Origin of the sequence: Streptomyces sp. NPDC050988 (assembly GCF_044456225.1) — a bacterium.
In the GTDB taxonomy this organism is placed as follows: domain Bacteria; phylum Actinomycetota; class Actinomycetes; order Streptomycetales; family Streptomycetaceae; genus Streptomyces.
Map to the genome: position 1 here is coordinate 638,579 of NZ_JBITFQ010000001.1, position 12,313 is coordinate 650,891.

The 12,313-nt window shown below is 68.7% G+C and carries 10 protein-coding genes; all 10 read right to left on the bottom strand.

Annotation, left to right across the window (positions count from 1 at the left end; genetic code table 11):
- Positions 1-12 precede the first annotated feature (12 nt).
- The 10 genes from yjfF to ACIBEI_RS02835 all read right to left on the bottom strand — a co-directional run bounded on the left by yjfF (position 13) and on the right by ACIBEI_RS02835 (position 12,263).
- Positions 13-1,035: a galactofuranose ABC transporter, permease protein YjfF gene (yjfF, locus tag ACIBEI_RS02790; protein WP_398884354.1), complete on the bottom strand. Its 1,023-nt coding sequence runs from the start codon at positions 1,033-1,035 to the stop codon at positions 13-15.
- Positions 1,035-2,126, bottom strand: coding sequence for an ABC transporter permease (locus ACIBEI_RS02795; RefSeq protein WP_398884356.1), 1,092 nt, complete (start codon positions 2,124-2,126; stop codon positions 1,035-1,037). The genes yjfF and ACIBEI_RS02795 overlap by 1 nt, the downstream gene beginning before the upstream one ends.
- Positions 2,123-3,661 (bottom strand): sugar ABC transporter ATP-binding protein, encoded by a 1,539-nt coding sequence (locus ACIBEI_RS02800; protein ID WP_398884358.1) that lies wholly within the window; start codon positions 3,659-3,661, stop codon positions 2,123-2,125. Before ACIBEI_RS02800 ends, ACIBEI_RS02795 begins: the two co-directional genes overlap by 4 nt.
- A 214-nt stretch (positions 3,662-3,875) precedes the next feature.
- Positions 3,876-4,886 (bottom strand): ABC transporter substrate-binding protein, encoded by a 1,011-nt coding sequence (locus ACIBEI_RS02805; RefSeq protein WP_398884360.1) that lies wholly within the window; start codon positions 4,884-4,886, stop codon positions 3,876-3,878.
- Positions 4,887-5,042: 156 nt separating this feature from the next.
- Positions 5,043-6,089 (bottom strand): LacI family DNA-binding transcriptional regulator, encoded by a 1,047-nt coding sequence (locus ACIBEI_RS02810; protein WP_398884362.1) that lies wholly within the window; start codon positions 6,087-6,089, stop codon positions 5,043-5,045.
- A 676-nt stretch (positions 6,090-6,765) separates the two neighbouring features.
- Positions 6,766-8,310, bottom strand: a complete 1,545-nt coding sequence (locus ACIBEI_RS02815; RefSeq protein WP_398884364.1) for a glycoside hydrolase family 32 protein — start codon at positions 8,308-8,310, stop codon at positions 6,766-6,768.
- The gene (locus ACIBEI_RS02820; protein WP_398884366.1) at positions 8,307-9,368 is read right to left on the bottom strand and encodes an ABC transporter ATP-binding protein; all 1,062 of its coding nucleotides are present in this window, start codon (positions 9,366-9,368) and stop codon (positions 8,307-8,309) included. Before ACIBEI_RS02820 ends, ACIBEI_RS02815 begins: the two co-directional genes overlap by 4 nt.
- Positions 9,365-10,330, bottom strand: coding sequence for an ABC transporter ATP-binding protein (locus ACIBEI_RS02825; RefSeq protein WP_398884368.1), 966 nt, complete (start codon positions 10,328-10,330; stop codon positions 9,365-9,367). The genes ACIBEI_RS02820 and ACIBEI_RS02825 overlap by 4 nt, the downstream gene beginning before the upstream one ends.
- A 3-nt stretch (positions 10,331-10,333) precedes the next feature.
- Positions 10,334-11,272 (bottom strand): ABC transporter permease, encoded by a 939-nt coding sequence (locus tag ACIBEI_RS02830; protein WP_398884370.1) that lies wholly within the window; start codon positions 11,270-11,272, stop codon positions 10,334-10,336.
- 13 nt (positions 11,273-11,285) lie between these two features.
- Positions 11,286-12,263, bottom strand: a complete 978-nt coding sequence (locus ACIBEI_RS02835) for an ABC transporter permease (protein WP_398884372.1) — start codon at positions 12,261-12,263, stop codon at positions 11,286-11,288.
- Positions 12,264-12,313 lie beyond the last annotated feature (50 nt).

The window sequence follows — 12,313 nt, forward strand, 5'->3', positions numbered from 1 at the left end:
TCGCGCGGCGAGTCAGGTCTTGCGGCGAGACGTCATCGCCCGCTGGATCAGGATGAACGCGCACAGAAGCACACCCGTCGCGATCTTCGTCCACCACGAGCTCAGCGTGCCCTCGAACTGGATGAGGCTCTTGATGAGGCCGAGGACGAGGACGCCGAACAGCGTGCCGATCACGTAGCCGGAGCCGCCCGTGAGGAGCGTGCCGCCGATGACGACCGCGGCGATCGCGTCGAGCTCCATGCCGGTGGCGTGCAGGGGGTCGCCGGACTGGATGTAGAGGGTGAAGAGGAGACCCGCGAGCGCCGAGCAGAAACCGCTCATCGTGTACACGGCGATCTTGGTGCCGCCCTGCGGAAGCCCCATCAGCAGGGCCGACTGCTCGTTGCCGCCGATGGCGTACACCCGGCGTCCGAAGCGCGTGTAGTGCAGGACGTAGAACGCCGCGGCCAGTACCACCAGCGCCACGATGGCCCCGATGGAGAGGAAGGCCCCGCCCAGTGACACCTGTGTCTGGGCCATGCTGCTCACGGAGGAGTCGCCGATGGAGATGGACTCCTTGCTGATGACCAGGCACAGGCCCCGGAAGAGGAAGAGGCCGGCGAGGGTCACGATGAAGGGCTGGATCTCGAAGTTCTGGATCACGTAGCCCATCAGGAAGCCGCCGAAGGCTCCCACGGCGAGCGCCATGGGGATGACGACCACGATCGGCAGTCCCTGACGTTCCACCAGCCATGCCGTGAACATGGTCGTGAAGCCGATCACCGACCCGACCGACAGGTCGATGCCGCCGGAGAGGATGACGAACGTCGCGCCGACGGCGGCCACCAGCAGATAGCTGTTGTCGATGAACAGGTTCAGGAAGACCTGCGTTTCGGCGAACCCGTAGTTCTGGTACCGGCTCAGTCCGACGCCGTACATCACGAGGAAGAGACCGGCCGTCACCAGGACGGGCAGCCGCCGGTCGCCGAGTACGCGCGCGGCCTTGCCGGTCGTACGGCTGTCCGCCGCCGTCGGCCGCTGGGTGGTCGTGCTCATCACGACACCTCCATCTTGGGAGAGGCCTCGGCCGCCGGGGCGGTCTCCGCCGGTGCCGGTGCCGCGGTCTGCTTGCCGCCGAGCTTCGCGCCGAACACCTTGGCGCGGAACTTCGGCGACTGCATCAGGCAGACGATGATGACGACGGCGGCCTTGAAGACCAGGTTGGTCTGGGTCGGCACGCCGATGGTGTAGATCGTGGTGGTCAGGGTCTGGATGACGAGGGCGCCGACGACCGTGCCGCCAATCGAGAACCGGCCGCCGAGGAGTGACGTGCCGCCGATGACGACCGCCAGGATCGCGTCCAGCTCGATCCACAGGCCGGCGTTGTTGCCGTCCGCCGCAGAGGTGTTGGAGCTGATCATCAGGCCCGCGATTCCGGCGCACAGCGCGCAGAACACGTACACCATGATCTTGATGCGCATGGACCTGATGCCGACCAGGCGGCTGGCCTCGGCGTTGCCGCCGACGGACTCGACGAGCAGGCCCAGGGCCGTGCGGCGGGTGAGTACGACGGTGACGGCCACGACGGCGGCCACGATGAAGATGGAGAAGGGCAGCGTCAGCCAGTAGCCGCCGCCGATCAGCTTGTACGGCTCGCTGTTGACGGTGATGATCTGCCCGTCGGTGATGAGCTGGGCGACACCGCGGCCGGCGACCATGATGATCAGCGTGGCGATGATCGGCTGGATGCCCATCCTGGCGACCAGGAAGCCGTTCCAGAGGCCGCAGACGATGGCGGCCCCCAGTCCGATGCCCAGGGCCAGGAACACCCCGGACAGGGCGCTCTGGTCGGCCTGGTCGCTGATGTACGAACAGGTGAGGGCGCCGGTGATGGCGACCACGGCGCCGACGGAGAGGTCGATGCCGCCGGTGGCGATGACCAGGGTCATGCCGACCGCGACCAGGATGAGGGGCGAGCCGAACAGCACGATCGAGACGAGGCTGCCGTAGAGGTGGCCGTCCGTCATCTTGATGGCGAAGAAGTCTGGTGTGAAGGGAACGTTGACGAGCAGCAGGATGACCAGCACGGCGACCGGCCAGAACAGGTGATGGTGCGTCAGCGCTCGCCATCGGGGAGTGGTGGTCACTGGTGCTCTCCGCTCGCGATGGTCTCCAGGATCCTGGTGGTGGTGATCTCGGGCCCGTTGGCGAGCTGCGCCACCAGCTTGCGGTCGCGCAGCACTCCGATGGTGTGGCTGAGCCGCAGGACCTCCTCCAGCTCGGCCGCGATGTACAGCACGGCCATGCCCTCCTCGGAGAGCGAGACCACGAGTTTCTGGATCTCGGCCTTCGCGCCGATGTCGATGCCGCGCGTCGGCTCGTCCAGGATCAGCAGTTTGGGCTGGGTGATCAGCCAGCGGGCGAGCAGCACCTTCTGCTGGTTGCCGCCGCTGAGCTGGCCGACCCTGGCCTCGGGGTTGGCGGGCCGGATGTCCAGGGCCTTGATGTACTTGGCGACGAGTTCGTCGCGCTGCGCGACCGGGATGGGCCGGGTCCAGCCGCGCGAGGCCTGGAGGGCGAGGATGATGTTCTCACGCACCGTCAGGTCCGGTACGAGGCCCTCGGTCTTGCGGTTCTCCGAGCAGAACGCGACGCCCGCGGCGATCGCGTCGTTCGGGGCGCTCATCGAGACCTGCTTGCCACCGATGGTCAGCCTGCCGCTGTCGGGGTGGTCGGCGCCGAAGAGCAGCCGTGCGAGTTCGGTGCGGCCCGATCCGAGGAGTCCGGCGAGTCCGATGACCTCGCCCTTCTTGATCTCCAGGTCGAAGGGGGCGATGCCACCGACGCGGCCCAGGCCGTCCGCCTGGAGCAGCAACTCCCCCACGTCTGAGTGGAGTTGCTGGTCGTGCAGCTCCTCCAGCTGGTCCAGGGCCTTGCCGATCATCAGCTGGACGAGGCCGACCTGGTCGAGGTCACGGACCATGTACTCGCCGACCAGGGTGCCGTTGCGCAGAACGGTCATCCGGTCGCAGACCTCGTAGATCTGGTCGAGGAAGTGCGACACGAAGAGGATCGCGACGCCCTCGTCCTTCAACCGCCGCATCAGGGCGAAGAGTTCGAGGACCTCGTCGCGGTCGAGGCTGGAGGTCGGCTCGTCGAGGATGAGCACCTTGGTGCCCGCCCCCTGGCCGTCGGCGTCTCCGGTGCCCACCGACCTTACGATCGCGACCAGTTGCTGCACTGCCAGCGGGTACGAGGACAGGGGCGCGGTGACGTCGATGTCGAGGCCGAGCCGGTCGACCAGTTCGGCGGCCTCACGGCGCAGCCGCTTCCACTGGATGCGGCCGAAGCGGGTGGGTTCGCGTCCGATGAAGATGTTCTCCGCCACCGACAGGTTGGGGCAGAGGTTGACCTCCTGGTAGACCGTGCTGACGCCTGCCTGCTGCGCCTGCGACGGGCTGGCGAACCGTACGTTCGTGCCGTTGAGGGTGATGGTGCCGCCGTCCAGGGAGTGGACCCCGGTCAGCACCTTGATGAGGGTGGACTTGCCGGCGCCGTTCTCGCCGAGCAGTGCGTGGATCTCGCCGGGGAAGAGCCGGAAGTCGACACCCGACAGAGCCCGTACCCCCGGAAACTCTTTGACTATGCCCGTCATCTCCAGGACGGGCAGCGGCTCTGCCATGGCAGCGCTCCTCATGGATTTCGTTCAGTCCCGCAGGGAGCCCCCTGGGCCGAGGTCTTCGGCCGGAGGGAGGCTCCCTGGCTGGCGGTGGGTGCGGTCGGTGAGTACGTGCGGGCCGACACCCGCGGATCGGTACGTGCGGACCGGCACCCGAGGGTCAGTACCTGCGGGTCGGTCACCCGCAGGTCAGTACCTGCGGGCCGCCACCCGTAGGTCAGTACTTGCGGGTCGGGAGCGCGTCCTTGGCCTGCTCCTGCAGGAAGTCGCCCTCCTTGGTCTTGATACGGCGCTCGACCGTCTCGCCGTCGTTGACCTTCTTCACGAGCTCCATCAGCTGGGGGCCGAGCAGCGGGTTGCACTCGACGATGCCGTTGATCTTGCCCTCGGACATCGCGACGAAGCCGTCCTTCACACCGTCGACCGAGATGATCAGGATGTCCTTGCCGGCCTTCTTGCCGGCCGCCTCGATGGACTGGATGGCGCCCAGGGCCATGTCGTCGTTGTGCGCGTAGAGCACGTTGATGTCCGGGTTGGACTGCAGGAAGGCCGCCATGACCTGCTTGCCGCCGGCCCTGGTGAAGTCACCGGTCTGGCTGACGACGATCTTCCAGTCGTCCTTGTGGTCGGCGTCCATGATTTCCTTGAAGCCCTTGGCGCGTTCGAGCGCGGGGGCGGCGCCGGTGGTGCCCTCCAGCTGGGCGATCTTCACCGCACCCTTGTGGCCGGCCTTCTCAAGAACCGTCTCCAGCATCTTGCCCGCGCGTCGGCCCTCGTCGGTGAAGTCGGAGCCTATGAAGGAGACGTACAGGGAGTCGTCGGACGTCTCGATCGAGCGGTCGGTGAGGATGACCGGGATCTTCGCGGTCTTGGCCTCCTTGAGCACCGCGTCCCAGCCGGTGACGACCACCGGCGAGAAGGCGATGACGTTCACCTTCTGCGCGATGTAGCTGCGGATCGCCGAGATCTGGTTCTCCTGCTTCTGCTGGGCGTCGGAGAACTTGAGGGTGTAACCGGCGTCCTTGGCCGCCGCCTTGACCGACTTGGTGTTGGCGGTGCGCCAGCCGCTCTCCGAGCCGACCTGTGCAAAGCCGAGGGTGATCTTCTTGCCACCGCTGCCGCCGGCGGAGGAACTCGAGCCGCCCTCGTCCTCCTTGGCACAGGCCGCCAGGCCGCCCGCCGCCGCCACGCCGACCGCCGCGGTGAGGAAGTTCCTTCTGTTGAGCATGTGTCTTCTCCTTTGAAGAGCCGGTCCCTGGGGGACCCGCTGGTACGCCTTGCTACTCGCCGGGACAGGCTGCCCTCGTCCAGCCTGTCGATCATTGTTCGACATATCGGCCATACGGATGCGGTGAAAATCGGCCGTCATGCGCTGTACGCGGTGTCAGGTGGGTGCTGCGCCCGGGTCCGCGGTGTACGGGAAAGTGCTTGCGCGGACCACGAGTTGGGGCTCGATGGCGAACCGGGGTGTCCCGGCCGGGTCACGGCCCTCGATCAGGTCCAGGAGCAGGGCGATGCTCCGTTTGCCCACCGCCGAGAAGTCCTGCCGGACGGTGGTGAGCGGTGGGGCGAAGAACTCCGACTCCGGTATGTCATCGAAGCCGACCACCGCGACATCCTGGGGAGTTCGCACGCCCGCTTCCCGAAGGGCCCGCAACACCCCCAGCGCCATCTGGTCGTTGGCGACGAACACCGCCGTCAGCCCCCGGCCCACCCAGCCTGCCAGTTCCTGGCCCGCCCGGTAGCCCGACAGCGGACTCCAGTCCCCGCGCAGGAACATCGGCGGCTCGACACCGGCCTCTTCGAGGGTCGCCCGCCAGCCGGCGGCCCGGTCGGCCGCCTCCTGCCAGTCCTCGGGTCCGGCGAGGTGCCAGACCGTACGGTGGCCGGCGGCCAGCAGATGACCGGTGGCCAGCCGTGCGCCCATGTGCTGGTCCACGTTGACGCAGGGGATGCCCACACCCGGTCCGCTGCCCACGGTCACCACCGGGAAGGGGTGCCGGAGTTCGGCGAGGGCCTCGACCGCCGACCGCTGCGGGGCGATGGCGACCACTCCCTCCACCCCGCCCTCACTGAGGTGGTCAAGGGCTTCGGACACCGTCTCGACGGTCAGCTTGCGCAGGCTGACCGTGGACACGAGGTACCCCTCGGCACGCGCGGCCTCTTCGAGTGCGAAGAGGGTGCTGGCCGGACCGTAGAGCGTCGTGTCGGAGGCGACAACACCCAGGGTCCGAGTGCGTCGGGTGACCAGGGCTCGTGCGGAGGAGTTGCGGCGGTAGCCCATTTCCTCGATCGCGTGCAGCACCCTGGCCCGTGTCTCGTCCCGCACGTTGGGGTGATCCCCCAGCACACGGGAAACGGTCTGGTGGGACACGCCCGCCAGTCGCGCGACATCGGCCATGGTGGGCGGCCGAAGCTGCGATTGTGCCATGGCCGCACCTCCTTGGCGGTCGTATACCGGAAGAATCCTGTGACACCCGTGGACGCCGTAGACGCCGCCGCGCGGCGGGGCCCGGCCCGCATCGACGGCAACAGGTCCGCCGGACGGCCGGGTAACTCTCCGGGCGAGAGCCCCACGACCACGACAGTTGCCACGGAGGCGAGTTGGGGCGTCGCGAACGCCATGGTCGTCGTCCCTCCCTGGAAGTCGGCCGGTGATTGCGGAGGTCATTGTGAGCGCTAACAATTCATGCCGGTCAAGGGGTGCAACAGCAGGAGGACGTCACGTTTGAGTAACGCGGCGGAAGCATGCGGTGTCGGGCCGGCGGCCCACAAGGCGGGTTCACAGCAAGGGTCTTGACGCGCTTCGGGCACGGCTCTATTTTCGGCACCGAAACCTCGAACCGCGAACGAAATATCGGACGTTGATGATGATCGGTTCCAGCCAGAGGCACGCGTCTCTCCCCCGTCGATGCTGAGCATCGGCACAACACCCGCACGCGAAAAGGGCCCTCACAGGCTCACGACGTCGGCATGATCCGCCGGACAGGCCCTGGCCTTCAACGACCCGGCGGGACACGCTCATGGCAGTTCCTGATGAGAACAGGGGAGGGTGGGCCACGGCCCGGGGACGTCCACCCCGCGGGCCGTGGTCGTGTGTAAGACAGTCACGGCCACAGCGGCCGGGGTTTGTCGGTGAAGGCCGACGCCATCTGCCAGGCGTCGAACCGCTCCAGGGCCACGTCGCCGTCAGCACCGATACCGACGCCGACGGCCGCGTCCGCGCGGGTGGGGTAGATGCGGGCGGTCAGGGGCCGCCCGTTGGCGAAGATCTCCAGTGCGGAGTGGTCGACGAGGACGCGCAGGTCGACCCGTCCGTCGGAGCCCAACGGCAGCTCCCCGTACCGGGGTTCGGTGTCGACCGTCGGGTCGAGGCTGCTGGTCTCGCGGTGCAGGCGGAGGGTACCGCTCGCTCCGTCGGACGCCCTGCTCACCTCCACGACCGTGCGTTCCGCGCCGTCCGGTGTCTCGCGGAGCACGAGCCGGGCGGTCGCTCCGGGAGCGAGACTCAGGGTCGTCTCGATGTCCAGCTGGTCCCCGCGCACGGCGGGCAGCCGGGTGTACGGGTCGGCCAGCCGGCCCGGAGAGACTTCTACGCGCTCCCGCCGCAGCTCGGTCAGCTCCGGCACCGGGGCCTGGTGCAGGCGGCCGTCGGTGGCGAGCGTGACGGCCCTGGGCAGGGACATCACACCGCACCAGCCGGCCCGCGCGTTCGCGTCGTCCGTCCGGCCCTCCTGGAGCCAGCCGAACATGATGCGTCGGCCGTGCTCGTCGCGGGTGGACTGGGGGGCGTAGAAGTAGCGGCCGCCGTAGTCGAGGCGGTGGAGGACGGTCGGGGTGAAGGTGTCACCCTCGTAGCGGCCGGTCCAGTACAGGGGGTGGTGGGTGGTGCCCTCGTCCCAGGCGGAGAAAGCCAGCACGTCGGTGCCGCCGCCCTCCTCGTCCTCGCCGAGCCGGAAGAGGTCGACGCACTCCCACATCGTGCCCGTCCAGTCGAGGGCGCCCTGGTTCTGCGAGGCGTCGCCGGTCAGCAGGGGGCCGACGTAGCGCCAGGTTCGTAGGTCCTCGGACTCGTAGAGGAAAGCCGTCCCACCCACGCCCCGCACGCCCGAGCCGACCAGCTGCCGCCACACCGTGTTCTCGCCGGAGCCCTCCCGCCAGACGCAGTGGTCGCGGAAGGCCGTGATGTCGATGCCCTCCGGCGGGGCGGCGATGACCGGGTTGGCCGGGTCTTTCGTCCAGTACCTCAGATCCGCCGATCCCCTGGCCACGCAGGGGAGTTCGTGCTCGCCGTGCCTGCCCGAGTAGACGAGCGTGGGCACACCGCCGTCGTCGACCAGGACACCCGACCAGCAGCCGTCGCGGTCCGGGCCGTCCGAGCCCGGCACCAGGGCGACCGGCTCATCGGCCCAGTGGATGAGGTCGGTGCTGGTGGCGTGGCCCCAGTGGATGCGGTGGTGGGCGGCGGCGAGCGGGTTGTACTGGTAGAAGAGGTGGAAGACGCCGTTCCAGTGACTCAGCCCGTTGGGGTCGTTGAGCCAGCCGCCGGGCGAGGTGAAGTGGAAGCGGGGGCGGTGGGGGTCGCGCAGGGCGCGTTCGGCCAGCCCCTCGGCGGTATGGCTGCCGGAGGGGAGGGTGAGGTCGTGGGTCATGCGGCGGTGGTCTCCGCTTTCTCAGTGGCGTCAGTGGCGTAGGTGACGTCGGTGGCCTCGCCGTCCGGCCGGTCCGTGGCCTTCAGGACGCGGCGGGCGATGTCGGAGGCGGGTGCGCGCAGATGGCAGCGCACCCAGTGGGGCTGTCCGTCGTCTTCGCCGACGATGTGGCGGACAGGCTCGGTGCGGCTGCACGTGCCGTCGTCGCCGTAGGGGCAGGACGTGGGGTTGAGGATCGCCTCGCGCAGGCGGGCGCGCTCGACGGGGTCGTAGCTGCCGACTCGTTCAGGGTCGGGTACGGCGGACAGCAGCAGGCGGGTGTAGGGGTGGGCGGGGGCGTCCATCACCGCCAACGCGTCGCCGCCCTCGACGAGTTCGCCGGCGAACATGACCATCGTGGTGTCGGCGAGGTAGCGGGCGGAGCCCAGGTCGTGCGTGATGTAGAGCATGGCGATGTTCCGCTCGTCGCGCAGGCGCCGCATCAGGTTGAGTACGCCGACGCGCACGGAGACGTCCAGCATGGACGTCGGTTCGTCGGCCAGGATGAGGCGCGGTTCCACCGCCAGCGCGCGGGCGATGGAGACGCGTTGACGCTGGCCGCCGGAGAGTTCGTGCGGGTAGGACTGGAGCATGTCCTCGGTCAGGCCGACCGTTTTCATCAGCTCGCGCAGCGCCTCCGGTGTGGCGGGGTGGCCGTGCAGGACGAGCGCCCGGGTGAGGAAGTGCTCGATCCGGTGTACGGGGTTGAGTGAGCCGAAGGGGTCCTGGAAGACCATCTGGACCTTGCGGCGGTACGCCCGTGACACCCGGCGCCGCTCGGTGCGCAGGATGTTCTCGCCGTCCAGCAACACCTCACCTGACGTGGGCTGTTCGAGGCGGGCGAGACAGCGGGCGATGGTGGACTTGCCGCTGCCGGACTCGCCGACCAGGGCGGTGATCCGACCGGCGGGGAGATCGAAGGAGACGTCGTTGACGGCTCGGACACGGCGCCGGGAGAAGACGGTGCCGACCTGGAAGTCCTTGCTCAAACCGCGTACGGACAGCAGGGGTTCGGTCATCGGGAGGCTCCTTCCGGATTGCGGGCCGCGCTGCGGGCCACCCAGCGGCCCGGCGCGATCTCGCGCAGGTCGGGGATGTTCATGGAGCAGTCCGAGCGGTCCTCCGGACAGCGGACGTGGAAGCCGCAGCTGTCGGCGGTGCGCGGGGCGTCGAAGAGGCCGGTGAGCTCTTGGCGCGGGCCGGTCAGCGGCGGGAAGGCGTTCATCAGCGCCTCGGTGTAGGGGTGGAGCGGATGGGCGAACAGGTCCTTGGCGTCGGCCAGTTCGACGATCCGTCCGCCGTACATCACGCCCATGCGGTCCGACAGCTCGATCATCAGGGACATGTCGTGGGTGATGAAGAGGATGGAGAAGCCCAGCTCCCGCTGGAGTTCGCGGATCTGCGCCATGATCTCCTGCTGCACGACCACGTCGAGCGCGGTGGTCGGCTCGTCCATGATCAGCAGCCGGGGACGGAGCGCGACGGCCATGGCGATGACCACGCGCTGGCGCATACCGCCGGAGAGCTGGTGCGGGTACGCCTTCAGCCGCCCCGGGTCGATGCCGACCAGCTCCAGCAGCTCACCCGCCCGCTCCCGCGCGACCCGCTTCTTCATCCGCTCGTGGGTGGTGAAGATGTCGACGATCTGCTCGCCGATGGTCAGGACGGGGTTGAGCGAGTTCATCGCCGACTGGAAGACCATGGCGATCTCCCGCCACCGGAAGGCGCGCAGCTCCCGTGCGTCCAGGGCGAGGACGTCCCGGCCCTGGAAGCGGATGCTGCCCGCGGTGATCTCCGCCGGGGGCTTCAGCAGTCGCATCACCGCGTTGGCGATGGTCGACTTGCCGCAGCCGGACTCCCCGGCGAGGCCGAAGACCTCTCCGGCGCCGATGGAGAAGGAGACGTCGTCGGCGCCTACGACGGTGCGTCCGTCGCTGCGGTATTCGACGCGGAGGCCGTTCACCTCAAGTACGGGTTCCATGGCTCAGCCCCTCCTCTCACGGCGGGCACGGCGGACACGGCGGTTGCGCAGCCTCGGGTTGGTGATCTCATCGACCGCGTAGTTGACCAGCGCGAGCGCGAAGGCGACGAGCGCGATGCACAGGCCGGAGGGGACGAAGGCCCACCACGTGCCGGTCATCAGCGCGCCGTCGTTGCTGGCCCAGTACAGGTTGGTGCCCCAGCTGACGACACTGCTGTCGCCGAGGCCGAGGAACTCCAGGCCGGCCTGGGCGCCGATGCCGAAGATCACGCAGCCGAGCAGCGTGGTCATCACCACGGACGCCATGTTGGGCAGGATCTCGCGGAACATGATCCGTAGCGGGCGTTCTCCGGTGACGACGGCGGCGGCCACGAAGTCCTTGCCGCGGATCGACTTGGCCTGCGCGCGCAGGACCCGGGCCGAGCCCGCCCAGCCGGTGACGACGAGGACCAGGATCACGGTGGAGGTCCCGGGCGGCAGGAACGCGGCCAGGATGATGAGCAGCGGCAGGCCGGGCAGCAGCAGGAAGATGTTGGTGACCAGGGTCAGCGCGTCATCGACGACGCGGCCGAAGTATGCGGACGCCAGGCCGACGAGGATGGCGACGCCGGTCGCCACAAGGCCCACGGTGAAGCCGACGAAGAGGGAACTGCGCGCACCCCACAGGGTGAGGGCGAGCACGTCCTGTCCCTTGGCGGTCGTACCGAACCAGTCCGCGCCCGAAGGAGCCCGGCTGCCCGTGGAGTTGATGAGCGACGGGTCGCCCGGGGCGAGGGCGGGTGCGAGCAGGGCCAGCAGCGCGAAGAGAGCGAGCAGGACCAGCCCGGTCAACGCCTTCTTGCTGTCGATGAGCTGGCGCAGCAGTCCGCGCCGGCGGGAAGGGCTCGCGGGGGCGGTCGGCGTGGTGGCCGTCGCGATGTCGATGGTGTCGATGGCGGTCATGTCGGCAGCCTCCTCAGCGGACGCGGACGCGCGGGTCGAGGCGGACATAGACGAGGTCGACGAGGAAGTTCGCGATCAGTACCGCCGCCGTGATCGTCAGGAAGATGCCCTGCATCAGCGGGTAGTCCAGGCCCTGGACGGCCATCAGCAGCTGGTAGCCGATGCCGGGGTAGGCGAACACGACCTCGGTGAGCAGGGCACCGCCGACGACGAAGCCGAGTGCCATGCCGAAGTTGGTGACGGAGGGCAGCAGCGCGTTGCGGGCGGCGTAGCGGAACATGATCCGCGAGGGGCTGAGCCCCTTGGCCTCGGCCATGGTGATGTAGTCCTCGGCCGCTGTGGCGATCATGGTGTTGCGCATGCCGAGCATCCAGCCGCCGATGGAGACCAGCACGATGGTCAGCGCGGGCAGCACCAGGTGGGTGGCGACGTTGGAGAGGAACTCGCCGTGGAAGCCGGGAGTCAGACCGACGTCGTAGGCGTGCCGCATGGGGAACCAGCCGAGGCTCACCCCGAACAGGTACAGCGCGCCCATGGCCAGCCAGAAGTACGGGAACGAGCCGACGAAGATCAGCAGGGGCGGGAAGGCGGAGTCGAGGACGCCGCCGCGCCGCCAGGCGGCGACGATGCCGAGCAGGTTGCCGAGCACGGCCGCGATGACGAGCGCGACGCCGCCGAGGAGCAGGGTCCAGCCGATCTGCGAGCCGATCACGTCGGAGACCGGGGTCGGGAAGCGGGAGATGGAGATGCCGAGGTCGCCGGTGAAGACGCTCTGGACGTAGGAGACGTACTGCTCCCAGAGGGGCCGGTTGTCGAGGCCGAAGAGTTTCCGCAGCTGGGCTATCTGGTCGGGCTGCATAGTGCCCTGGGCCTGCGCGAACATCCGGGAGACCGGGTCGCCCGGCATGAAGCGCGGGAGAACGAAGTTCAGGGTGATGGAGGCCCAGAAGGCGAGCAGATAGAACCCCAGGTTGCGCAGGATCAGACGCACGGGTCGTGCTCCCTGTCGGTGGGGGTGTGAACGTGTGGCTCGGTGCGCGG